The sequence below is a fragment of the Allomuricauda sp. d1 genome, assembly GCF_039592695.1.
In the GTDB taxonomy this organism is placed as follows: Bacteria; Bacteroidota; Bacteroidia; order Flavobacteriales; family Flavobacteriaceae; genus Flagellimonas_A.
Genome location: NZ_JBBUTK010000002.1, coordinates 813,731 through 836,716, shown reverse-complemented (window position 1 = coordinate 836,716; position 22,986 = coordinate 813,731). Strand labels below are relative to the sequence as shown.

Here is a 22,986-nt window from a genome sequence, read left to right as displayed (position 1 = left end):
AATAGCTTCGGAGGTGTTTTTAGGGTCTGAATTAGGTACTAGTACCTGTGCTTTTTTGAAAAAGTTCCTGACGGTTGGTCACATTCAGCTTGCCATATAAGTTGGTGATGTGGCTTTTGACAGTGCTGAGACTTACAAAAAGTTCGTTCGCAATTTCTTTATTGGATTTTCCTTGAAGAATTAAATTTCGAACGGTCATTTCTTGTCGGCTCAATTCTGGGGTTTTTGTTTGTCGAAGTTTTGTTTTAAATCGTAGGACAATGTAACCCAAGCCCAGGCACAAAATCAGCAGTCCTGCATTCAACCACCTGCTCTGCCCCAATTGTTGTTCCAAAGCTTCCTGTTTTAAATAGGCCATCTTTTCTTCTAGAAACAAATATTCTACTTGGGGAATTCCACTTTCACGAAGTTCTTCAAGCAGTGACACATAATAACTGGGATTTTCAGCAATATCTCGATTCAACAACTTTTTCTTTTCCAAAAGTTTAACCGCCATAAGCTTTACCCCCAAAATCTGGATGGAATCCCTTGCGTAGCCCCGTAATTGTTCTTCTTTATTGGGTTCTGCACCTTTGGCCAACGTCAATTTTTGTTCAAAGTTTTTAAACTTTTTCCATTCTGAGAGTGAAAGTTCTTTGTAGGCATCATCTTCAAACTCCAAAATCATGTTCGGCAGGGTCGCTTTATTTTGCGCTTGAATCATAAAACCAAACAGCATGGCTCCAAAGAGAGAAAAGTTTCTAAAAAAATTCATTGTCAAGGTTTTGTATAAAGTTCTTGAAAATTTGAGAAGACTGCAACTTATACAACTTTACCCTCAAATTCTGGACAATCCAACCGGATTTCGGAGTCGCGAAGTGGTTTTTCAAGATAATTGCAGTAGTGACCGCTATCATCTTTTCTGTAAAACTTACAGGCGTAGCATGTTCGTTGAACGGTCAAAATATCCGCTTGGTTCAATTGAAAAATAAGCTTTGACAACACTTGATAGAAAGCGGATTTCTCATGGTCACCGAACTTGTTCACCAACACCTTGATGGGATCTGCAAAGGTATCCGTTTCTGAAACAATATTCTTGCCTGCTTCTGAAAGTGAGATGGAATAGCTCCTACTGTCCGTTGAAGAATAGTCTTTTGTAATTAGTCCCTTTTTGTCCAAAATTTTGACGGCATCGCTCACCGTGGGCTTGGTCACATTGAATTCTTGTGCCAAAAGGCTGACATTGTTCAATCCCCCTTTGTGATAGGCCACAAAAATGAGGATTTGAATCTGAATGGGGCTCAAACCAAGAGTTTTGGCCTTTTCCCACAGTAGGGTTTTGAACGCCTGTGAAAGGCGCTCCAAGCCAACAACAATTTTGTTGGCCACATCATCATGCTGCTCTTCGGGCTTGAACAAACTATTCTTCATAAAAATGTCCCGCTTATTGCGGGACAAAGTTAGCCATCCTAATTAACTTAGGAACTATTATTTTACAGCATACGGCAAGGATAAATCACCACTGGCCACACTGAAAACTTCATAAACCCCCAACATTGGCTTGTCATTTAAACTGGTGTTCACCTTCATAAAAGCCGTGACCCCATCATAATTAAAGGTTGTTCTGTTGTTGATGCGATAGTCGGGTACCGCCACTTTAATGGTATTGCTCTTGGCCGTAACCGGATAACCTGGAGAATCCATATACATGGGCATTCCGGGATTTGTCGGGGGAAGCACCACGGTCTTATCTGCTTTTTAAAACTGTTTTACGGACAGTCCACCAGCGACCCGTTTGTCCTCGGTCAAAATCACCCAATGCGGATGCCAAACCAACCCATCATTGTCAAAAATCGAATCGCTGTTCTCATCCCAAAGCGGGGTATCATCAAAATCAGGATGTGAGGTCAATGCCAAGGCCACAATACCTTCCGTTTTGCCAAAACCTACGTCAGTAGAAGCTAGGTTTGTTGGAAAAACATAGCCCAAAACCGGGGCACCATCCAATTGACCAACAGCAGTCGGAACCGTTTCACCAGCTTTGCCCACTACGGAAATTTCCCAAACGGTAATACTCAAATCAGAGTTGTGGTTGACCTGAACGGCATCAATCTTAAAATCATCGCTGTTGTACGGACTTTTCTGGGCACATGATGTAAATATGCTTCCTAAAAGGAGTCCAACTGAGAAAATTGTTCTTGCTTTCATTGTATTTAAATTAGGATTCCTAACTTTTAAGGATAAAAAACTACGCCTTTACATCTTCGATGGAAGCACCATAGTTGATATGAAGCACATTTCCCGAAGGTGTGACCAATGCGGGTACAGACTTCACCCCAAGCTCTTCCGCTTTGGAGATATGGGCTTTTTCTTCACCCAAATGAACGACCTCCACATTTGAGGCTCCGACCAGTTCAATGATTTCGTGTTCTGCACTAACACATACCGGACAGCCTGCATGATAAAAAGTTGCTTTGCTCATTGTTAATTCTTTTTAGATTATTGCAAAATTGCAATACAAATATAGTTAGGATTCCTTACTAAACAAATTTATTCATCAAAATTTCGTTGATAGCTCCATCCAATATATTTTGAACTTTGGGGTCACTAGAGTTGATAAGTATCGAAACCACAGTTTTTTGTTCAGGATACACAAAAAAGTTGGTGTACGCCCCAACACTGTTGCCTACATGACCTAAAAAATGTCGCCCATTTGCATCTTGGCTCACTTGAAATCCGAGTCCGTAGTAAATGGATTTGCCATTCACTTTTTGGGCAGTAAGCAATTCTTGATACGTATTTAGATTCAACAGTTCTTTCTTTAAAATGGCCTGGCCCAGTTTCGCAATATCTTCACTGGTGGAAAGATAACCCCCACCTGCCAGTTTGTAGAAATTGTTGACCTCAACCGCTTTTTTGAAGCCAGTGGCGGTTTTAGTGTAGAAGTGAGTGTTAAAGACCCTTCGACTGCGCTCAGGGTGACACTCGGGTGCAAAAGTTTTTATCATCCCCAAAGGATCTAACACGTTTTCCTTTACATACGCTTCAAACGGAACGCCACTCACCTCTTGCATGGCCAATGATAGCAACACAAAGTCAAAACTGTTGTACAGATAGCCCCTGCCAGGTTCGAAAACCAAGGGGTCATTTTTGAACACTTCGATACTTTCTTTGATGGAAGAGGGTCGGTTCAGGGCAAATTCCTTGCCGCGATAACCGCGGATCCCCGCTGTGTGAGATGCCAATTGCCGAAGCGTAAAGTCATGCTTTTTCTTCGGATAGTAGGGCACGTGTTTGTAGAAGGAATCGTCCCAATTCAGTAGTCCCTCTTCCACCATTTTGCCAAACGCCAAACCTGTAATGCATTTTGAAATGCTGGCAATTCTGAAAATGGTCTCTTTAGGGTTCATGAAAATCTTTTTTTCCAAATCAGCATAACCGTACCCTTTTTGCAACAGTGCTTCGCCTTCCCTTAAAATCGTGATGGCAATTCCGGGTACTTGCTGTTCAGTAACCAGATTGTGGAATAGGGCATCGGTTTTTTTGATACCAGAGAGACTTTTTACGGATTTTGTACTGGTTTGAGAAAAGAATAAGTTTTTGAGGTACGAAAACATAATGTCATCTCGAACATAGTGAGAAATCTAGACAAAGTAAAATTAGATTCCCGCTCCCGATAGCTATCGGAACAGGGAATGACAAGATGTTGTTCTAATCCCTAAAAATCAATTGCCCCTCAAAGGTCTCTTCAACATCAATCACATCAGGCCGGTTAAAACTGATGACATCACCGTAGCCTCGAATGACTCCCGAAATGCTTTGTTGCGGATTCACCAACGCATCATTTGTGCCGCGATGGTTGATGGTGACCGAATTTGCCATCAAATTTTCGGCTTCAATTCGGGTGTCGCCGGCAGCAACGTTAATGCTAAAATTTTGTGTGGCCCCTCGCAATTTGAAATAGGCAATACCGTTTACCACAATGCTAACGGATTCGTTTTGCACATCTAAATCAAAAGTGCCCGAAGTGGTTTCCGTTTCCGGATTGTTGAAACTTTCTGAAAGCAATCTCAGATTCGGATAGTTCAGTACGCCATCGCTCGATACCAAAAGTCCGGTACTGCTTCTAATTTCTTCAATGTTGGGCGAGGTCACGTAAACGGTGGAAAGTCCGTAATCGCGGAACAGGTTACAGCCGTTTTCATTGCGCAATATCAATCTATCGCCTTCAACCACCGCTGAAATCTCATCCAACAAAAATTCTCCAGACTCAATTTCCACTTTTTGCTCTTCGCCCTGCTTGAGCACCAAATTTAAGCGCTCAAAAACGGTGATGTTTGTAAAATCAGCAACCAAAATCTCGTTTCGGGTCAAATCGCCAGCGTTTTGAAAGCAGTCGGGACCGTTTTCAGAGTTACAGGCAGAAAAGGATACTAAGATCAACAATACGAAAAACACCCCTAAAGTCCCTTCAAGGGGACATTCCAAGGAATAAAATTTCGCATTTCGCATTTCGTACTTCATACTTTTACAGTCTAACACCTATTCCAAATTCAACGGCTTCAGCAGCGGCGGCATGCGATTTTAAGGTCACGCTTCCAAAGAATGTATCGCCAAAATGGCGTTTCAAGCCAATACGGTTATAGACCCTGCCCTCAAAGTCAAAGGGATAATACACATAATACCCCAATTGGGTCACCAAACTCATCTTGTTGATGAACAGCTCGTGGCCCACAAATACGCCTGCCCTTTTAAAATCGGTATCGGCATCCACATTTATTTCAGGAAACGAGTTGGACTGAAACTGAATCAATTCTTTCAAGAAATAGGACAGAAAGAAATCCCCACCCACTTGAATGGCACTTTTTCTGCCCAGTCGCTTATCGGCATAGGCAGATAGTACCACAAAACCAAACTGTCCAGAGCCCACTACATCACCCTCGTTCAATCCTGTTCGAATGACTCCATTGAATTTGATGGGCTCGGTGATTTTTTCTTTCTGGGGATTCAGATATTCGCGTTCCTCCTGCTGGTTCAAATCATACACCAATCCTAAATTCAAGGCAAAGGTATTGGTCGATGTGTTGGGCGCCCTAAAATTGGCATTGGAATAATGAATCAGCGAAATACCCGCTTTCACCCCCAAACCAGCAACCAGATTTTCTTTGTGGTAGTTTAGCATTGCCATGGTAGAACTCAATAAATGGGAGCCGTAGGCCGAATTTCTAAAATTGGTCTCCCGATCATAAGGATTGGTATTGTAGGCCACCCCCTGCCCTATTCGAAACTGAAGATTGCGTTTGAAAAAATAAAAATTGTAGTGGGCATACAATCCGAAGTTTTGGCCCAAAGTTGCATTGTTCATGTTTTGGTACACGAACGAAAAACCAGTATCAGGGTAGTTATATTCGGCTTCCCAAACGGCGTCACCAAACCGTTTCCGGTTAAACCCAAGGATGATACCCCCAGGATGTGACGTAATAAGATGGGCAATGTCAGAATTATGCAAAAGGATGGAACCATAAAACTGGCTGGCGTCCAATGTATATTTCCTTGAACTATTTTCACCTTGGGAAAACCCAAAATAAGTACCGATAAGAAAAATGATAAGTAGGAGCCGCTTCATTGGGGCAAAGGTAAGTTGAAGTTTGAAATACAAAGTGCGAAGTACAAAATATAAGATGTGAGGTGCAATTCGTATAGCTTGTAGCGAAAAGCGTATGGCGTAAGGCCTAAAGCTCTAAAATACGAAGTACGGGTTGGGAATTTTAAATCTTCTTGACTCCCCTCCTTTGGAGGGTCCCGATAGCTATCGGGAGGGGGAGGCCCGCCCCTAAAACACCGCCTTGGCTATCGCCTTGATATTGTCTGATTTTCCCATAGAGTAATAGTGCAATACGGGTACCCCGGCTTTCTTTAATTCTTTTGATTGTTCGATGCCCCATTCAATGCCCACTTGTCGAACCTCTTTGTTGTTTTTGCATTTTTCAACAGCATCAATCAACGTTTCAGGAATATCCACTCGAAAAACTTGGGGCAACAGTTGTAGGTGCCGTTTTACAGCTATAGGTTTGATACCAGGAATAATGGGGATATCAATACCCATATCACGGGCCGCATCAACAAATTCAAAAAACTTTTTGTTATCAAAAAACATTTGGGTGACCACATAATCAGCACCCAATTCTACTTTTTCTTTGAGCCTCTTGAGGTCAGATTTCAGTGATGGCGCTTCCATGTGCTTTTCAGGATAGCCAGCCACGCCGATGCAGAAGTCCGCGCAATTGTCTGTTTCTATGACCTCGTGCAGGTAGTTGCCACAATTCAATTCTTGAATCTGCTTCACCAAGTCCGACGCATAGTGGTGCCCCCCCTTTGTGGGCTCAAAATATTTCTCTTCTTTCATGGCATCACCACGAAGTGCCATGACATTGTCAATCCCCAAATAATGGCAATCAACAAGAAGGTATTCTGTTTCCTCTCTGGTAAAACCACCACAAAGCACGTGCGGTATCGCATCGACATCATATTTATGTTTGATGGAAGCACAGATACCCAACGTACCGGGCCGCATACGGGTCAGTTTTTTGTCCAACAACCCGTCACGGTCAATATACACGTATTCCTCGCGCGAGGTGGTCACGTCAATAAACGGTGGATTGAACTCCATCAGCGGGTCAATATTGTCATAGAGTTCTTGAATACTTTTACCCTTGACAGGGGGAATGATTTCAAAACTAAAAAGGGTCTTCCCTTTTGCATTTTCAATATGGTCGGTTACTTTCATCCATCAGTTTTTGTCATTCCCGCGTAGGCGGAAATCTTTACTATTCTCATAATTTTTTGGGCATTCCCCTGACATTGCTTGCAATCGTCAGGGTCGCGCTATTCGCTTTATTTTTTTGGCCTCCTGCAAGGTTTTACCAACCTTGAAGGTGTTGCCAAAAAAGATGCCGCTGCTATCCCTAATGTTTCAGACCTACAAGGAGGCCTGCCATCGGCAGACAACACCTTGTAGGTCTCAATCGTCGACCAAGTTTGGTGCCAACCACTTTTGGGCTTTCTCCACTGTGATTCCCTTGCGCTTGGCAAAATCTTCCACTTGGTCCATTTTTATCTTTCCCAATCCGAAATATTTCGCTTCAGGATACGCAAAATAATAGCCGCTCACACTTGCTGCCGGCCACATGGCCAAACTTTCCGTCAATTTTACGCCTATGTTGCCCTCGACACCCAACAGCTTCCAGATGGTGAGTTTTTCCAAATGATCGGGACAAGCCGGATACCCTGGGGCAGGACGGATTCCCCTATATTTTTCATCAATCAAGGCTTCATTGTCCAAGTTTTCTTTTGATGCGTACCCCCAATGTTTGGTTCGTACCTCTTTGTGCAGATATTCGGCAAAAGCTTCAGCCAAGCGATCTGCGAGGGCCTTGACCATAATGGAGCTGTAATCGTCATGGTTCTTTTCAAATTCGGCTGCCAATTCTTGGGTGCCGAATCCTGCAGTTACACAAAAACAACCTATGTAATCTTGAATCTCGGTTTCTTTTGGAGCAATAAAGTCGGCCAAAGCGATGTTGGGCACCCCCTCACGCTTCTTCAGTTGTTGGCGAAGGGTACGAAAGGCGGCGCCCTCTAAATCTCCCCCCAAGGGGAAGACTTTAATATCATCATCATTAATTGAATTTGCGGCGAACAATCCAAACACCGCTTTCCCTTTCAATAATTTTTCAGCAAACAACTTTGTCAACATTATCTGGGCATCGTTGAACAATTCTGTCGCTTGTTGACCCACCACATCATCCTCTAAAATCGCAGGATATTTTCCATGTAAATCCCAACTACGGAAAAAGGGTGTCCAGTCAATAAAATCTTCCAACTTTGACAAATCGAAATTTTCCCAAACCTGAATGCCCAATTCATTGGGTTTTATGATGTCCTCTTCCTTAAAATCGATTTGCAATTTATTGGCCCGGGCATCTTGTAAAGTCAAATATTCCTTTTGCTTGCTTCGGTTCAAAAACTTTTCTCGAAAACTTTCGTAATCTAATTTGACCGTCTTTTTGTAGGAATCAGACGTTTCTTTTTGCAACAAATCACCGACAACGGTCACCGCTCTCGAAGCATCATTGACATGCACAACGGATTGACTGTACATCGGATCAATTTTAACTGCCGTATGCGCCTTACTGGTGGTCGCACCACCAATCAATAAGGGCACCTTAAAGTTTTGGCGCTCCATTTCTTTGGCCAAAAAGACCATCTCATCAAGCGACGGCGTAATCAATCCGCTCAAGCCAATAATATCAACTTGCTCTTCAATCGCCTTGTTGATTATTTTTTCAGGAGGTACCATTACCCCCAAATCGACAATTTCATAATTGTTGCAGGCCAAAACTACACTGACGATGTTTTTTCCAATGTCATGAACATCACCCTTTACAGTGGCCATTAATATTTTTCCAGCGGCTCGACCAGCTGTTGCATCCGCATTGTTTTTCTTTTCTTCTTCAATGTACGGCTCTAGATACGCCACCGCTTTTTTCATCACCCTTGCCGATTTCACAACTTGGGGCAGAAACATTTTACCGCTTCCGAACAAATCGCCTACCACGTTCATACCTGTCATTAAGTTGCCCTCTATAACCTCTAATGGCCTTGGAGCTTTTTGACGTGCCTCTTCGACATCTTGAATGATGTATTGATCAATGCCTTTCACCAATGCTCGTGTGATTCGGTCTTGCAGCGGTTCCTCACGCCATGATAAATCGACCTTGCTCTCTTTCGCCTTGCCTTGTACTGTTTCTGCAAATTCTAACAACCTTTCGGTGGCATCATCGCGGCGGTTAAGGATGACATCCTCAACATGCTCTAATAAATCTTTCGGAATGTCATCATAGACTTCGAGCATCGTCGGATTAACGATACCCATATTCATGCCCGCTTTGATGGCGTGGTACAAAAAAACGGAATGCATGGCCTCACGAACGGGATTGTTTCCGCGAAAGGAAAAAGAGACATTGCTTACCCCCCCGCTCACACTGCAATGGGGCAGGTTTTCACGCACCCATTTCGTTCCCTCGATAAAATCGAGGGCGTTGCGTTTGTGTTCATCCATCCCTGTGGCCACGGGAAAAATATTTAGGTCAAAAATGATATCCTCAGGCGGAAAGTTGACCTTATCCACTAAAATTCGGTATGACCGTTCGGCGATTTCGATTCGCCTTTCAAGATTATCGGCTTGACCCACTTCGTCGAAAGCCATCACAATAACCGCAGCACCGTAACGTCTGATTCGAGTTGCCTGACGAATGAACTCTTCTTCTCCTTCCTTTAAACTGATGGAATTCACCACACATTTGCCCTGCACCACTTGAAGTCCTGCCTCGATGATTTCCCATTTCGAGGAATCAATCATGATGGGCACTCGGGCGATGTCGGGCTCTGCGACTATCAAGTTCAAAAACTTGACCATGGCCTCTTTGCCATCGATAAGACCGTCATCCATGTTGATGTCGATGATCTGGGCGCCACCCTCTACCTGATGGCGGGCGACTTCCAAAGCTTCGTCATACTTTTCTTCCTTGATAAGTCGTAAGAACTTTTTGGAGCCCGCCACGTTGGTACGCTCGCCCACATTGATAAAGTTGCTTTCGGGGGTAATCACAAGAGGTTCCAAACCTGATAAACGCAAAGGGCGTTTGTGGTTATTCGTTAACGTTTGATGGTTAATTGTATCTCCCATTGATTAATAACTTTTAACCATTAACTGTCGCGGCTTATAGCCATCGGCCAATTCAGAAATGGCCTTAATATGCTCCGGCGTGGTTCCACAACAGCCACCAACAATGTTCACCAACCCTTTTTCTAAATATTCCTCGATTTGGGACGCCATTTGTTCGGGAGTCTCGTCGTATTCCCCAAATGCATTGGGCAGCCCAGCATTGGGGTGGGCACTCGTAAAATGGTCAGATTTTGCGGAAATTACTTCTAAGTGGGGTGTCAACTGTTTTGCCCCCAAGGCACAATTGAATCCGACAGACAATATCGGAATGTGCGATATCGAAATCAGAAAGGCCTCAGCTGTTTGCCCTGAGAGTGTACGGCCTGAAGCATCAGTGATAGTACCGCTCACCATGATGGGTACTTCAATATTTCGCTCTGTTTTCACCTCTTCTATGGCAAAAAGGGCTGCTTTGGCATTCAGCGTATCAAAAATGGTCTCTACCAACAAAATATCAGCACCGCCGTCCAATAAAGCTTGCGTTTGCTGTTTGTAGGCCATACGAAGTTCGTCAAATGAAATGGCACGAAAGCCAGGGTCATTCACATCTGGTGACATGCTTGCCGTTTTATTGGTCGGCCCCATACTACCGGCAACGAAACGTGGTTTCGCAGGTTCTTTCTCGGTAAACTCCTGAGCGACCTCTTTTGCAATGCGAGCAGATTCATAGTTCAATTCATAGACCAGTTCTTCCATGCCGTAATCAGCCATGGCGATGGTAGTGCCCGAAAATGTATTGGTCTCTACAATATCAGCTCCTGCAGCAAAATATTTCCGGTGTACCTCGGCAATGGCTTCTGGTTGCGTCAACGACAACAGATCATTGTTACCTTGAAGAGGCGAAGGCCAATCTTTGAAGCGTTCTCCACGAAAATCTTCCTCGGTAAATTTATAGCGTTGCAGCATAGTGCCCATGGCACCATCCAACACCAGGACTCGTTTTTGTAGTATTTCCTCAATTTTTGGCATAGCACTTTTTTATTCCTAATTCGGAACATTCAATTTTTAGACTATCAAGCAAAGTGGAATATGAAATTCTTTTGTTATCCTTCCCAAAACTATTGAGATAACTTCAACAGGCCCCAAGCTTTGCTTGGGATGGGTAGAACGTAGCACCAACTCCGCAGAGTACGGAAGGTTGCTAAGGTTTCAAAGGGTCCAATCCCTCCACCTTTCTTGATAACTTACAATTTTTGAATGAACTGGCCACAAAGTAACGGTGCGTTGGGGTCAAAACCAAAAAAACCTTCCAAAAATCGATTTTAGAAGGCTTTTTATTGATGAATAACCCCATTTTAAACAATTCTTTGTACTACTTCTTTCTTGGCTTCTTTTTTAGAACCATCAAATCCTTCTACTCCACCAACAGTGGTATATTTCATGACATAACGTTTGTTCGGATTGATGATTTGATAAGCGTACTGGCACATGACAGCTGCTTCGTGAAAACCTGAAAGAATCAATTTCAACTTCCCTTCGTAGGTATTGACATCACCAATCGCAAACACCCCCGGAATATTGGTTTGGTAGTCTTTGGAGTTATTGACCTTAATGGCGTTTTTCTCAATATCCAAACCCCAATTACCAATGGGGCCGAGTTTTGGCGATAGTCCGAACAACGGAATAAAATAATCGGTTTCGAGATAAACAGGTCCTTTTTCAGCATCATTGTAATTGATGACCACTGCCCGTAAATCTTCCTTACCGTGCAATTCTTTGACCTCAGCCCTTGTATAGAGTTGTATTTTACCCAACTGGGCCAATTCTCTAGCCTTTTCAACGGAGTCCAATGCCCCTCGGAATTCATTTCTTCGATGTACCAAAGATACCTCTGATGCTACATCAGCCAAGAAAATGGCCCAATCCAAGGCCGAATCGCCCCCACCTGCAATGACCACTTTTTTATCGCGATACACCTCAGGGTCTTTTATCATATATTCCACTCCTTTGCTTTCAAAAATACCGATGTTGGCAATCAGGGGCTTTCGAGGTTCAAAGGAACCCAATCCACCAGCGACCACGACCACGGGAGCATGGTGTCTTGTTCCTCTCTTGGTCGTGACCACGAAAGAGCCATCTTCCAATTTGTCCAAAGTCTCGGCCCGTTCGCCCAAGGTGAAACCAGGTTCGAAGGGTTTTATCTGCTCCATGAGTCTATCGACCAAATCACCTGCCAGAATTTCAGGGTAGGCCGGTATGTCATAAATGGGTTTTTTGGGATAGATTTCGGAGCATTGCCCGCCGGGTTGTGGCAACGCATCGATCAGATGGCACTTCAATTTTAAGAGTCCTGCTTCGAAAACGGCGAACAGACCGGTTGGGCCGGCACCAATTATCAATATATCAGTTTTTATCATCAATCTTTACTTTTTTCATTCCCTTGAATCCCGATAACTATCGGAAGGGAATCTGTCTATTTCAATCATTTCCAATAACGACCCACCCCTTAATCCCCTCCCAAGAGGGGAAACTATCGCGTTAATTTTTTTTGACTAATTCTTTTCCCCTTTTAGGTACCAGGGGGCTTGTTATTTTATTCATTTGTTCCACTTTTTCTTCAAAATCGCCTTTTATCGTTTTTCGATATTTGTTCAAATTCTTGACCATCTGGTCGATATCTTCAGGAATAACCTCTTCAAAAAACTGGCGCAAGCGTTTTGCCGTGGTTGGAGATTTTCCGTTGGTGGAAATCGCAATTTTCACATTGCCCTTGGTTACAATTCCGCCCATATAAAAATCACAAAGCGGTGGATTGTCGGCCACATTGACCAGAATATTTCGCTCCCTGCAATCGTGATACACTTTTAGGTTCACCTCAGGATTATCAGTTGTGGCAATCACTAGATGTTTTCCTAGCAAATACTCGGCACTGTACTCATCATCAACCATGGCAACATTAAATTCAGAAGCCAGTTCAACTGTTTTTTCCCTGAACATCGAGGCAACCATCGTAACCTTGGCGTTCGGACTTGATTTGGTCAGGAAATGGAGTTTTTCCTCGGCAACGTACCCTCCGCCCACAATCAGGATGTTCAATTGTGCAGTTTTTAGGAATATTGGGTAGAGATTGTTTCGCTCCGTCATACTGTTCTTGTTAAACCTTCAAGGTTTTGAAAACCTTGAAGGTTTCTTATGTTTTCTCTGTGCTTGACTACATCGCCAATAACGATAATGGCAGGATTGGACAACTGCTGCTCCCTGACCTTGGCTTCAATGGTGGCAACAGTGCCAATTCCTAGTTTTTCATTCAATGTTGTACCTTCTTGAATAATTGCAACTGGGGTTTCCGATTTTCCTTCGGATTGGAATAAAGCCATGATCTCATCCAACTTGCCCATGCCCATTAAAATGATAACTGTAGCCGATGATTTTGCCGCTAGTGCTATATCAGCAGATAGTTTGTGCTCTTTGGTCGTGCCCGTAATGACCCAAAAACTTTCCGAGGAACCTCTTTTGGTTACAGGAATGTTCGCAATGGCCGGTACTGCCACCGAGGAGGAAATACCAGGTACCACGGCCACGTCAAGACCGTGTTGGGCGGCATATTCCATTTCTTCTGCACCACGACCAAACACAAAGGGGTCGCCCCCTTTGAGGCGGACAACATTTTTACCAAGCCTGCCTCTCTGAACAATCAATTCATTGATTTGTTCTTGCTGGTAGCGGTAACAGCCTTTTCGTTTTCCAACAAATATTGTTTCAGCTTGAGAAGCATACTCCAAAAGCTCGGTATCGACCAGGGCATCATATAGAACAACATCTGCCGACTGCAATGCTTTGACTCCCTTGAGGGTTATCAACTCTACATCTCCGGGGCCTGCACCCACAACTGTTAGAAGGCCAAGCCCCCCTCCTGTCCCCCAAAAGGGGGGATAATTCTCACTCGGATGGTTTATTAAGTGGTTTCTCATGTTAGGCTTCTTGCAATTCAAGTTTTCGGTATGATTCCGATTGTTGTAAGACCAATTTGGCATCTTCCAAATAGCTTTTGGCAAATGCCTCATCTGGTACTTTTTTGTTCAGTTGCAATACGAATTCCCCAAAGGAATCGAGACCCCTTTCCGTTCCCCCAGAGGGAGAAAACCTAATTTTTTCTGTTTCAACAAACAGCCTATCAAAGTCTTTGATGATACTGGCATGGGTATTCGTCTTAGTCTTTTCGGCCGTGAGCAGTGCTTTGGCCGAATTCACCATTGATTGGTAGGAATAATAAATGCTCGCCGCCCATTTGCCATTGTCAAGTGCCTCTTTGGCATTTTCAATCTTTTCTTGGCTCTCAAAGAATAGGGTGGCCACCAAATCGACGATGACCCCTGCGCATTCACCGATGCCGATTTCCTTTTTGTATTTTTCTGAATTGCCCCAGTCAATAAAGTCATCTTGGGTCAGATTGTCTACACTGGATAAATGCTTCAGGAAATCATAGAAGTAATGTTCCCCTCTTTCTACGTAGTATTTCTCGAATTTCTGACCGTTTCCATTGGCCTCGAAATCATCCAAAATCAAGCGTAGTGCCCGTGGTCCACGCTTACTGGGTATTTTCACCACTTTATCGGCAAACCTGCCTTTGCCATCACCAAAATTGGCACCGCCCAAAAGCACTTGTAATGCCGGGGCGACCAATTTATCCTTAGTGCGGATGCTCATGCCCTGAAAACCGATATGGGCCATATTGTGTTGACCGCAGGCATTCATGCACCCACTGATCTTGATGACCACATCAGAATTTTGGATGTATTGGGGATATTCTTCTTTAATCACCTCCTCTAACTTTTCGGCAATACCCGTGCTGCTGGCAATACCAAGGTTGCAGGTATCAGTGCCCGGGCAGGCCGTGATATCAAAGGCCTTATTATAACCTGATTCTGCAAAGCCCAACTTTTTCAATTCTTGATAGAAGTAGGAAACCAATTCTTCTTTGACATAAGGAATCAAAATGTTCTGCCGAAGGCTAAGCCTTATTTCTTTTGCTGCATATTGATCAACTAGTCTGGCAAGCTTTCGGGCTTTGTCCGTATAAAAATCCCCCAGCAATACTTTGATGCCGATGGCAACAAAACCTTTCTGTTTTTGAGGAATGATATTTGTGGATTTCCACTGCTCAAACGCCTTCTTATCTTCTATCTCAACTTGCGGAACTTCGGTTTGGGCAACCGTTGCCTTTGGATAACTTTCAAAATCTATCGGATGTGACTGAATTGGAATGGCCTGTTGCTCTTGCTGCAACAACTTCTTAAATCCTTCCAAACCAATATCCTTCAACAAAAATTTCATTCTGGCCTTGGCACGACTTTTACGTTCTCCATAGCGGTCAAAAACACGGATGACACCCTCCATCAATGGAATGATTTTATCCGAGGGAAGAAACTCAAAAAGCATATCGGCATGTCGGGGCTGTGATCCCAGTCCGCCACCGAGCATTACTTTAAAGCCCCTAACGCCATTTTTGATTTTGGCGATAAAACCCAGATCGTGTATATAGGATAGCCCTGTATCTGCATCGCTGGCCGAAAAGGAAACCTTGAACTTGCGCCCCATTTCTTGCCCGATGGGATTTCGAAGAAAATATTCAAAAACCGCTTGGGCATACGGCGAAACATCGAACGGTTCATGAGGGTCGATGCCCGCAGTCTCGCTGGCCGTCACATTGCGTACCGTATTGCCACAAGCTTCACGAAGGGTGACTTCGTCCTTTTCCAACTGTGCCCATAGTTCTGGAGTGCGTTCCAAATCCACATAATGAATTTGAATGTCTTGCCGTGTAGTGATATGCAACCGCCCTGTGGAATATTCATCAGAAACATCACAGATGCGCAACAACTGGTTTGATGTGACCTTACCATACGGAAGTTTGATGCGAACCATCTGAACACCTTGCTGACGCTGGCCATACACACCGCGGGCCAAACGAAGGCTTCGGAATTTTTCCTCATCAATGTTACCCTCCTTGAACTGACGGATCTTACGCTCGAGTTCAATGATGTCTTTTTCGACTACGGGATTTTCTATTTCGGTTCTAAAGCTTTTCATGGCCCCACCCGACCTCCCCAAAGGGGAGGAGCACTTTACGGTTATTTTGTTAAACTTCCATTTGCCCACTTCTAGCCTCCCTACTTCGACTGCACTCAGTGTAAAACACTCAGCACAGGCTGGGAAGGAATTCCTATCTGGACGAAATAGGAATTATTGCTAAATTGTATATTTTTCCTATCGGATAAATAGATTTATTGGCGTATGATTTCTTTGTTATCATAATTGCATGATCTTATATATTTAATCCACTATTTTGTGATGAATCCGACCCCGGCCGTATGGTTGGTACGGGCATCTATTAAGATAAACGAGCCATTGGTACGGTGTGCCTTGAACGCATCATAAAAAATGGGCTTGTTCAATCGGAACTTTACTTGGGCTATATCGTTCATTCCCAAAACATCTGCTTCCGTATCGATGCCCGAATAATCGGGATTGATCTTATGTTCTATACTCTCAATTTTGGCCAACACTTTGTTCACACCATGCTGTACGATATACTTCGCACCAGCCATCAACTTATCCGAATCCATCCAAGAAACTGTAGCTGTGAACTGTTTGTCTATCGTTGGCAAGTCATCAACCTTTACCAGCATATTGCCTCTGCTCACGTTTACTTCGTCTTCTAGCGTAATCGTAACGGAAGATCGTCTTGGGGCCGTATTGTACTTTTTATCGTAAAAAAAAATATCCTTTATCCGAGATTTTGTCATCGACGGCAATACGACCACTTCGTCGCCCACGTTCAGTTCGCCTCCATACACTTTCCCCGCAAATCCACGGAAATCATGATGTTCGTCTGTTTTCGGGCGAATGACATATTGCACCGGAAAACGTGGTGTGCCTACATTTGACACGGCCGCCATATCCAAACCTTCCAAATGTTCCAGCAGCGTTTCGCCCTTGTACCAAGGCGTATTTTCGGATTTGTTCACCACATTGTCGCCCTTCAACGCACTTACCGGAATAAAGGTTATTTTTTGGTCTTCGTAATCGCGTTTGGCCATTAGCCTCTTGAAATCGGACTTGATTTGATTATACTGTTCCTCGGAAAAATCGACCAGATCCATTTTATTGATGGCCACGATGACATCTTTGATACGCAGCAGGTTGTTGATAAAAAAGTGTCGGTTAGTCTGCTCGATGACCCCTTTTCGGGCATCAATCAAAATAATCGCCGCTTGGGAAGTCGAGGCACCCGTAACCATGTTCCGGGTATATTCTACATGCCCCGGCGTATCTGCGATGATGTAACTTTTCGAAGCGGTCGAAAAGTAGATGTGGGCGACATCGATGGTAATGCCCTGTTCGCGTTCAGCGACCAATCCGTCGGTAGCCAACGAGAAATCGAGATAATCATAGCCTTTTTGCTTACTGGTCTTTTCGATGGCTTCCAACTTATCGTCGGTCAATGACTTGGTGTCGTACAACAATCTTCCAATCAAGGTACTCTTACCGTCATCTACGCTTCCTGCCGTTGCTATTTTTAGTACTTCCATAAGCCTCTCCTAGCCTCCCCAAAGGGGAGGAACTATAATGCGGAGTAATTTTAATTTTTGTTCATTAATTATTGCTGCCTCTAGCCATACCCCCATTGGGGGCTAGGGGCCTAAAAATATCCCTGCTGTTTTCTTTTTTCCATGGCGGCTTCGGAGCGCTTGTCATCGATACGTGCGCCACGTTCCGAAATTTTGGAATTTCTTATTTCAGAAACCACCTTGTCAATAGTATCCGCATGCGACTCGACCGCTGCCGTACAGCTCATGTCGCCTACCGTTCTGAAACGCACCGTACGTTCCATGACTTCTTCTTCATCTGCCCTAAAAACGACCTCGTCCTCAGCGGACCAGATGAGTCCGTCCCTCAAAAAGGTGTTTCGTTTGTGTGCAAAATAGATGGACGGGATTTCGATATTTTCTTTTTGGATGTAGCTCCAAACGTCCAATTCAGTCCAGTTACTGATAGGGAACACCCGAACATTCTGCCCCAGCTCAATCTGTCCGTTCAGCATATCGAACAGTTCGGGGCGTTGGTTTTTTTCGTCCCATTGGCCAAAATCATCACGGACCGAGAAGATACGTTCCTTGGCCCTGGCCTTCTCCTCGTCACGGCGGGCACCACCTATACAGGCATCGAACTTGAACTCCTCTATGGCATCCAACAGTGTGGTGGTCTGCAAGATGTTGCGGCTGGCATATTTACCGGTCTCCTCGACTACTTTGCCCTGGTCTATGGAATCCTGAACATTTCGCACAATCAATTCAACGCCCAGTTCCTCAACCAACCGGTCACGAAACGCAATGGTTTCCGGAAAGTTGTGCCCCGTATCGATATGTAGCAAGGCAAATGGAATCTTGGCCGGCCAAAAAGCTTTTTGTGCCAATCGCACCAAGGTAATCGAGTCTTTTCCACCGGAAAAGAGCAGTACGGGCCGTTCAAACTGTGCGGCCACCTCACGAAAAATATAGATGGCCTCATGCTCCAATGCGTTGGCAGTGGGTCTATCGGCCGCCAAGCCTTTTTCGGTCGTTTTTAATTCTTCTATCAGAGTATCCAAACTATTATTTTTTATTTTAAGGATTCCCGCATTCACTTCGACTGCGCTCAGTGTGACATTCTCAGGATTATAATTCTGTATTTCGTACTTCTAATTTCGTATTTCCTACTTTACTAAGTATGCAGCCCGCACTCCCGGTTTTCCAATACCTTGGTGGGGTCAAAATAGTTATGTTCGTTCGGTAATTGATATTCTTTCAAATAGGCATCCAATTGGGTATCGCTCCAATAAAAAAACGGACTCACCTTCAATACCCCATCGCTTCCTAAACTCAAAATGTCCAACGAGTCTCGGTGTGCGGTTTGCCCTTTTCGTAAATTGGTGAACCAAACATCAGGTTTGTGATGGGCCATGGCCCTTCTAAAAGGCTCCAGCTTTACCTGCTCGGTAAACTCAGCGTGTTTCGGATCATCGACCTGTGGAATTCCCATCACAACATTGCGATGGGCCGAGGTTTGTTTGGGCACGTAAAGGTCGACGTTCAGGTTCAGTCTATCGATGAGCTCTTCGGCATGTTTATAGGTATTCGGTGTGTTGTACCCGGTATCGCACCAGATTACAGGAATATCTTTCTTTACATCAGTAACGGCATGTAAAATAGCTACTTCGTAGGGCCTGAAATTGGTGGTTACCACGGGTTTATTTCCATGTTGTATGGCCCATGCGATAATTTCTTGGGGTGGTATGCCCTTTAATTGGGCGTTCCATTTTGGCAATTGCTCTTCTGACATAACTTTGGTTATTTGCCCCATTTTATATTATTCCAAATACGCTCATGAAAAAAATAGAGCACCATCTTGGTCACCAATTCAACCACGCCTATGGAGAACGCCAAGGTCAAAGTACCCGTAATGACCCATGAGATGATGATGGTGTCCAACGTGCCAATGACCCGCCAGCTGATAGATTTCACTATACTACGCTTAGGGCTTTCAGAATATTTGTCTTTGGTGTATGTGGATTTTTCCTTTTGGGAGCTTATGATAAGTTGGTCTGCAATCATAATTTTATATCCTATAGATTTAGTAGGAAATACAAACATAATCCATTTCACCAAATTGGTTCGTTAAAACTTCAATAAATTTCCTAATACCCTATAGTTTTTATAGATTTTTAAAATTTGACGGTAGAGTTTGAGAAATTCGTAGCTAATCGTGCAGAAGTTTCTAAGAAATTAAGTCTTTAAGGGTATTGTTACGGTACACTTCTAGATTGGCATCGCGCACTTTGAGCATCAACTTGTTGACGGAACATTCATTTTCATCAGGGCAATCGTCGCACTTTTCATAAAAATTAAGGCTCACACAGGGTACCATGGCAATCGGCCCTTCGAGAACTCGCATCACAGCAGTCATGAGAATTTCATTTGGTTCTTTTATAAGGTAGTATCCCCCGCCCTTTCCTTTTTTAGAGCCCAGAAAACCATTGCGCCTAAGGGTCAACAAAATACTTTCCAGAAATTTTTGCGAAATGTTCTCGTGTTTGGCAATCTCAGCAATCTGAACGGGTTCGCGATTTTCTTGTGAGGCCAGATAAGCCAGGGCCTTGAGTCCGTATTTTGTTTTTTTGGAAAGCATTTGCTAAATATAGCCAAAAAATGCCCTATCGATTGAATACATGGTTGATGCCAATAGCAAAATATTATTGCTGTAATTCAAACTGTTTCTAAATATTTCAAGGGGAAATATTTTGTAATTTCAAAGCAATCAAAAACTATCATGGCAAATTATACACTCAACATCAACGGAAAATCCCACGAGGTAGACGTTGACCCGTCAACACCCATGCTCTGGGTACTGCGTGACCATTTAAGTATGGTCGGAACTAAATATGGCTGCGGTATCGCACAATGCGGTGCCTGTACCATCCATTTGGAAGATACTGCGACAAGGTCGTGCCAATTGCCCGTATCGGCGGTCGGTGACAAAAGCATCACCACTATCGAGGGGCTATCCGAACACGGCACCCATCCGGTGCAAAAAGCTTGGTTGGAAGTTGATGTGCCGCAATGTGGCTACTGTCAAGCGGGACAGATCATGAGCGCTTCGGCATTGTTGAAACAAAATCCGAATCCTTCGGATGCTGAAATCGAAACCGCTATGAACGGCAACATCTGCCGTTGCGGTACCTACACCCGCATCAAAAAAGCGGTGAAATTGGCTGCTGAAACGAATGCAAATCCATCCTAAAGAAAACACCATGACACTCGTAAAAACACAGATAGGAAGAAGGGCTTTCATCAAAAACACCAGTTTGGCCGGGGGCGGACTCGTACTCGGTTTCAACTTTTTGAATTCTTGCAAACCAAAGGCCGAAGAAGCGGTTGCCGTTGAACACGTTGAACAAATTGAAATGCCCGAAGAGTGGTATGAAATCAACGGCTATCTCAAAATTGGCGACAATGGAGTGGTGACCATTATGTCGCCCAACCCAGAGATTGGCCAGAATGTAAAAACTTCCATGCCCATGATTTTGGCGGATGAACTGGAAATTGACTGGAAAGACGTTATCGTAGAACAGGCCCCTCTCAACACCAATTTATATAGTTGGCAGGTGGCCGGAGGAAGCCGGTCTATCATGAACTCTTGGGAACCGCTACGTATGGCCGGGGCCACCGCACGTCAGATGCTAAAGGAGGCTGCCGCACAAGCTTGGCAAGTGCCCGTTGGTGAAATCATCGCCGTGGCAGGGGTGCTCAGCCATGAGGCCAGTGGCAATTCCGCGGGGTATGGCGAAATGGCATCAGCGGCATCAGCCATGGAAGTTCCCGAGGAAGTTGCATTGAAAGACCGTTCGGAGTTTTCCATTATTGGCACGTCCCGTAAAAACGTGGATGGAAGAAAAATCGTTACCGGCCAACCTTTGTACGGTATCGATGTGCAACGTGAAGGGATGTTGATTGCATCCATAGCCCATCCACCCGCATTTGGCATGCGGCTTAAATCATTCGATGCGGCGGAGGCCAAACAAATGCCCGGCATTAAGGATGTGTTTTCCATAACCTTATATGATGACGATTTTAAAAGGTCTGCCTTTCACAATACGGCGTTCAACGAACTGGTTGCTGTGATCGGCGAAACCACTTGGCAAGTGATGCAGGCAAAAAAAGCGCTAAGGATTGAATGGGAACAAACCCCTGATACGGTTATGAACATGAGTCTGTTCGGCAATGATACCAAGGTGAACTACCCTGCCGGCATGGAAAATTCAGATACCCATAACGCGAAATTGAAGGAACAAAATTCCGGTCAGGGAAAAGTGGCCCGTAAAGACGGCAACCCCGAGGCGGCTTTTGCCAGTGCGGCCAAAATAATCGAAAGAAGCTATAGTTGTCCGTTTTTGGCGCACAATACCATGGAGCCCATGAATTTCTTTGCCAACGTCACCGAAGACCACGCAGAGCTATTGGGCCCCACCCAGACGCCGGAGTGGATGGAGCCCGCCATCGCGGAACGCTTGGGATTGTCCCTGGAGCAAGTAGATATTCAAATGACCCGTCAAGGAGGTGGCTTCGGCCGTAGGCTCTATGGCCATTTTATGGTCGAGGCAGCCGTGATCTCTCAGCGGATGAAAGCTCCGGTGAAGTTGGTGTACAGCCGTGAAGATGATATCTCACAGGGCACCTATCGCCCCTCCTACTACGCCACCTATCGCGCTGCGCTGGACGAAAACAACAACTTGGTCGCCTTTCATGTGAAAGCAGGGGGCGTGCCCGAAAGTCCGCTCTTTGCGAATCGCTTTCCAGCGGGAGCTATTGAAAACTATTTAGCAGAGGATTATACAATTGACTCGAACATCACAACGGGGGCATTCCGTGCTCCGCGTTCCAATTTTATAGCAGGGGCCGAACAATCGTTTTTAGACGAAGTGGCCGAAGAGATGGGCAAAGATCCCATTGATTTTAGATTAGAATTATTAAAACGCGCGGAGGAAAATCCCGTAGGCAACCCAGAAATCAATGATTACGAAGCCGCCCGATATGCCGGAGTTTTGAAATTGGTACGTGAAAAAGCCAATTGGGGACAGCACCGGGATGGCGTGCACCGAGGCGTATCGGCCTATTTTTGCCATAACAGCTATGTGGCCCAAGTATTGGATATGGTCATGGAGAATGGAAGCCCTACCGTTCAAAAGGTAACTTCCGCCATTGATTGTGGTATCGTCATCAATCCCGATGCGGCCGCCAATATGGCCGAAGGTGGGGTCGTTGATGGTATCGGCCATGCGATGTACAGTGCCCTTACGTTTAAAGATGGTGCGCCCGAACAAACCAATTTTGATCGTTACCGTCTGATTCGCCATAGCGAAGCGCCAAAAGAGATCGAGACCCATTTTGTGGACAATGGTATCGACCCCACGGGTATGGGCGAGCCGCCATTTCCTCCCATCATGGGTGCCTTGGCGAATGCTCTCTACAAAGCTACGGGCAGAAGGTATTATCACCAGCCGTTCATTTCAGACAGGCCACCGTTGGTGGGATAACCAAAAAAAGCTTTATTCATAAAAAAGCCTAAAATCGATTGATTTTGGGCTTTTTTGCTTCTTTTTGGCCAAAAAAAGGTAAAAAACGGGGAGTTTTGATGATTTTTTTGTTTTTCTGATAAAAAAGGGTATTTTATTTTATTCACTT

The 22,986-nt window shown here is 44.5% G+C and carries 22 protein-coding genes and 1 riboswitch; of the genes, 2 read left to right on the top strand and 20 right to left on the bottom strand.

Going from position 1 to position 22,986, the window contains the following annotated elements; all coding sequences use genetic code 11:
- Window positions 1–31: 31 nt before the first annotated feature.
- From AAAH86_RS10845 to AAAH86_RS10750, 20 genes are all read right to left on the bottom strand, one after another.
- Window positions 32–754, bottom strand: a complete 723-nt coding sequence (locus AAAH86_RS10845) for a LuxR C-terminal-related transcriptional regulator (protein WP_343487633.1) — start codon at window positions 752–754, stop codon at window positions 32–34.
- 47 nt (window positions 755–801) lie between these two features.
- Window positions 802–1,410, bottom strand: a complete 609-nt coding sequence (locus AAAH86_RS10840) for a MarR family winged helix-turn-helix transcriptional regulator (protein WP_343487632.1) — start codon at window positions 1,408–1,410, stop codon at window positions 802–804.
- A 57-nt stretch (window positions 1,411–1,467) separates the two neighbouring features.
- Window positions 1,468–1,695 carry a hypothetical protein gene (locus tag AAAH86_RS10835; protein ID WP_343487630.1) on the bottom strand — a complete coding sequence of 76 codons (228 nt, stop codon included), beginning with the start codon at window positions 1,693–1,695 and terminating at the stop codon, window positions 1,468–1,470.
- A 42-nt stretch (window positions 1,696–1,737) separates the two neighbouring features.
- Window positions 1,738–2,187: a hypothetical protein gene (locus tag AAAH86_RS10830; protein ID WP_343487629.1), complete on the bottom strand. Its 450-nt coding sequence runs from the start codon at window positions 2,185–2,187 to the stop codon at window positions 1,738–1,740.
- A 40-nt stretch (window positions 2,188–2,227) separates the two neighbouring features.
- Window positions 2,228–2,461, bottom strand: a complete 234-nt coding sequence (locus tag AAAH86_RS10825; RefSeq protein WP_343487628.1) for a thioredoxin family protein — start codon at window positions 2,459–2,461, stop codon at window positions 2,228–2,230.
- Between the two features lie 58 nt (window positions 2,462–2,519).
- The gene (locus AAAH86_RS10820) at window positions 2,520–3,596 is read right to left on the bottom strand and encodes a serine hydrolase domain-containing protein (protein WP_343487627.1); all 1,077 of its coding nucleotides are present in this window, start codon (window positions 3,594–3,596) and stop codon (window positions 2,520–2,522) included.
- A 94-nt stretch (window positions 3,597–3,690) separates the two neighbouring features.
- Entirely contained in the window at window positions 3,691–4,503 is an 813-nt protein-coding gene (locus AAAH86_RS10815; protein ID WP_343487626.1) for a head GIN domain-containing protein, read from the bottom strand.
- A gap of 4 nt (window positions 4,504–4,507) precedes the next feature.
- The gene (locus AAAH86_RS10810) at window positions 4,508–5,605 is read right to left on the bottom strand and encodes an acyloxyacyl hydrolase (protein ID WP_343487625.1); all 1,098 of its coding nucleotides are present in this window, start codon (window positions 5,603–5,605) and stop codon (window positions 4,508–4,510) included.
- 207 nt (window positions 5,606–5,812) lie between these two features.
- Window positions 5,813–6,766 carry a methylenetetrahydrofolate reductase [NAD(P)H] gene (gene metF, locus AAAH86_RS10805; protein WP_343487624.1) on the bottom strand — a complete coding sequence of 318 codons (954 nt, stop codon included), beginning with the start codon at window positions 6,764–6,766 and terminating at the stop codon, window positions 5,813–5,815.
- Window positions 6,767–7,000: 234 nt separating this feature from the next.
- The gene (gene metH / locus AAAH86_RS10800) at window positions 7,001–9,727 is read right to left on the bottom strand and encodes a methionine synthase (protein ID WP_343487622.1); all 2,727 of its coding nucleotides are present in this window, start codon (window positions 9,725–9,727) and stop codon (window positions 7,001–7,003) included.
- Window positions 9,728–9,730: 3 nt separating this feature from the next.
- Window positions 9,731–10,735 (bottom strand): homocysteine S-methyltransferase family protein, encoded by a 1,005-nt coding sequence (locus AAAH86_RS10795; protein WP_343487621.1) that lies wholly within the window; start codon window positions 10,733–10,735, stop codon window positions 9,731–9,733.
- A 71-nt stretch (window positions 10,736–10,806) separates the two neighbouring features.
- A riboswitch (SAM riboswitch) is annotated at window positions 10,807–10,952 on the bottom strand.
- A gap of 109 nt (window positions 10,953–11,061) precedes the next feature.
- Window positions 11,062–12,123 carry an NAD(P)/FAD-dependent oxidoreductase gene (locus tag AAAH86_RS10790; protein WP_343487620.1) on the bottom strand — a complete coding sequence of 354 codons (1,062 nt, stop codon included), beginning with the start codon at window positions 12,121–12,123 and terminating at the stop codon, window positions 11,062–11,064.
- A gap of 121 nt (window positions 12,124–12,244) precedes the next feature.
- Window positions 12,245–12,850, bottom strand: a complete 606-nt coding sequence (locus AAAH86_RS10785) for a bifunctional precorrin-2 dehydrogenase/sirohydrochlorin ferrochelatase (protein WP_343487619.1) — start codon at window positions 12,848–12,850, stop codon at window positions 12,245–12,247.
- Window positions 12,847–13,677 (bottom strand): uroporphyrinogen-III C-methyltransferase, encoded by an 831-nt coding sequence (cobA, locus tag AAAH86_RS10780; RefSeq protein WP_343487618.1) that lies wholly within the window; start codon window positions 13,675–13,677, stop codon window positions 12,847–12,849. The genes AAAH86_RS10785 and cobA overlap by 4 nt, the downstream gene beginning before the upstream one ends.
- Before the next feature lies 1 nt (window position 13,678).
- Window positions 13,679–15,796: a HEPN domain-containing protein gene (locus tag AAAH86_RS10775; protein ID WP_343487617.1), complete on the bottom strand. Its 2,118-nt coding sequence runs from the start codon at window positions 15,794–15,796 to the stop codon at window positions 13,679–13,681.
- A gap of 251 nt (window positions 15,797–16,047) precedes the next feature.
- Entirely contained in the window at window positions 16,048–17,298 is a 1,251-nt protein-coding gene (locus tag AAAH86_RS10770) for a GTP-binding protein (protein WP_343487616.1), read from the bottom strand.
- Between the two features lie 110 nt (window positions 17,299–17,408).
- A complete protein-coding gene (cysD, locus tag AAAH86_RS10765) occupies window positions 17,409–18,314 on the bottom strand; it encodes a sulfate adenylyltransferase subunit CysD (RefSeq protein ID WP_343487856.1) in 906 nt (301 codons plus the stop codon).
- Between the two features lie 155 nt (window positions 18,315–18,469).
- Window positions 18,470–19,087 (bottom strand): phosphoadenosine phosphosulfate reductase family protein, encoded by a 618-nt coding sequence (locus AAAH86_RS10760; RefSeq protein WP_343487615.1) that lies wholly within the window; start codon window positions 19,085–19,087, stop codon window positions 18,470–18,472.
- An 8-nt stretch (window positions 19,088–19,095) separates the two neighbouring features.
- Complete coding sequence (locus AAAH86_RS10755; RefSeq protein ID WP_343487614.1) at window positions 19,096–19,359, bottom strand: DUF2061 domain-containing protein; 264 nt, start codon at window positions 19,357–19,359, stop codon at window positions 19,096–19,098.
- A 163-nt stretch (window positions 19,360–19,522) separates the two neighbouring features.
- Complete coding sequence (locus tag AAAH86_RS10750; protein WP_343487613.1) at window positions 19,523–19,933, bottom strand: Rrf2 family transcriptional regulator; 411 nt, start codon at window positions 19,931–19,933, stop codon at window positions 19,523–19,525.
- A gap of 141 nt (window positions 19,934–20,074) precedes the next feature.
- Here AAAH86_RS10750 and AAAH86_RS10745 point away from each other — a divergent pair, with 141 nt between their 5' ends.
- Together AAAH86_RS10745 and AAAH86_RS10740 are read left to right on the top strand one after the other, a co-directional pair.
- The gene (locus AAAH86_RS10745) at window positions 20,075–20,545 is read left to right on the top strand and encodes a (2Fe-2S)-binding protein (protein ID WP_343487612.1); all 471 of its coding nucleotides are present in this window, start codon (window positions 20,075–20,077) and stop codon (window positions 20,543–20,545) included.
- A 10-nt stretch (window positions 20,546–20,555) separates the two neighbouring features.
- A complete protein-coding gene (locus AAAH86_RS10740) occupies window positions 20,556–22,838 on the top strand; it encodes a molybdopterin cofactor-binding domain-containing protein (RefSeq protein ID WP_343487611.1) in 2,283 nt (760 codons plus the stop codon).
- Window positions 22,839–22,986: the final 148 nt, after the last annotated feature.

Excerpts from the sequence above, each read along its gene's own strand:
- metF (WP_343487624.1), bottom strand. The coding sequence starts at position 6,766 with ATGAAAGTAACCGACCATATTGAAAATGCAAAAGGGAAGACCCTTTTT.
- AAAH86_RS10770 (WP_343487616.1), bottom strand. The coding sequence starts at position 17,298 with ATGGAAGTACTAAAAATAGCAACGGCAGGAAGCGTAGATGACGGTAAG.
- AAAH86_RS10835 (WP_343487630.1), bottom strand. The coding sequence starts at position 1,695 with ATGCCCATGTATATGGATTCTCCAGGTTATCCGGTTACGGCCAAGAGC.
- AAAH86_RS10775 (WP_343487617.1), bottom strand. The coding sequence starts at position 15,796 with ATGAAAAGCTTTAGAACCGAAATAGAAAATCCCGTAGTCGAAAAAGAC.
- AAAH86_RS10815 (WP_343487626.1), bottom strand. The coding sequence starts at position 4,503 with ATGAAGTACGAAATGCGAAATGCGAAATTTTATTCCTTGGAATGTCCC.
- AAAH86_RS10820 (WP_343487627.1), bottom strand. The coding sequence starts at position 3,596 with ATGTTTTCGTACCTCAAAAACTTATTCTTTTCTCAAACCAGTACAAAA.
- AAAH86_RS10825 (WP_343487628.1), bottom strand. The coding sequence starts at position 2,461 with ATGAGCAAAGCAACTTTTTATCATGCAGGCTGTCCGGTATGTGTTAGT.
- AAAH86_RS10830 (WP_343487629.1), bottom strand. The coding sequence starts at position 2,187 with ATGAAAGCAAGAACAATTTTCTCAGTTGGACTCCTTTTAGGAAGCATA.
- AAAH86_RS10745 (WP_343487612.1), top strand. The coding sequence starts at position 20,075 with ATGGCAAATTATACACTCAACATCAACGGAAAATCCCACGAGGTAGAC.
- AAAH86_RS10790 (WP_343487620.1), bottom strand. The coding sequence starts at position 12,123 with ATGATAAAAACTGATATATTGATAATTGGTGCCGGCCCAACCGGTCTG.
- cobA (WP_343487618.1), bottom strand. The coding sequence starts at position 13,677 with ATGAGAAACCACTTAATAAACCATCCGAGTGAGAATTATCCCCCCTTT.
- AAAH86_RS10760 (WP_343487615.1), bottom strand. The coding sequence starts at position 19,087 with ATGTCAGAAGAGCAATTGCCAAAATGGAACGCCCAATTAAAGGGCATA.
- AAAH86_RS10810 (WP_343487625.1), bottom strand. The coding sequence starts at position 5,605 with ATGAAGCGGCTCCTACTTATCATTTTTCTTATCGGTACTTATTTTGGG.
- AAAH86_RS10795 (WP_343487621.1), bottom strand. The coding sequence starts at position 10,735 with ATGCCAAAAATTGAGGAAATACTACAAAAACGAGTCCTGGTGTTGGAT.
- AAAH86_RS10840 (WP_343487632.1), bottom strand. The coding sequence starts at position 1,410 with ATGAAGAATAGTTTGTTCAAGCCCGAAGAGCAGCATGATGATGTGGCC.
- AAAH86_RS10785 (WP_343487619.1), bottom strand. The coding sequence starts at position 12,850 with ATGACGGAGCGAAACAATCTCTACCCAATATTCCTAAAAACTGCACAA.
- AAAH86_RS10755 (WP_343487614.1), bottom strand. The coding sequence starts at position 19,359 with ATGATTGCAGACCAACTTATCATAAGCTCCCAAAAGGAAAAATCCACA.
- AAAH86_RS10740 (WP_343487611.1), top strand. The coding sequence starts at position 20,556 with ATGACACTCGTAAAAACACAGATAGGAAGAAGGGCTTTCATCAAAAAC.
- AAAH86_RS10845 (WP_343487633.1), bottom strand. The coding sequence starts at position 754 with ATGAATTTTTTTAGAAACTTTTCTCTCTTTGGAGCCATGCTGTTTGGT.
- AAAH86_RS10750 (WP_343487613.1), bottom strand. The coding sequence starts at position 19,933 with ATGCTTTCCAAAAAAACAAAATACGGACTCAAGGCCCTGGCTTATCTG.
- metH (WP_343487622.1), bottom strand. The coding sequence starts at position 9,727 with ATGGGAGATACAATTAACCATCAAACGTTAACGAATAACCACAAACGC.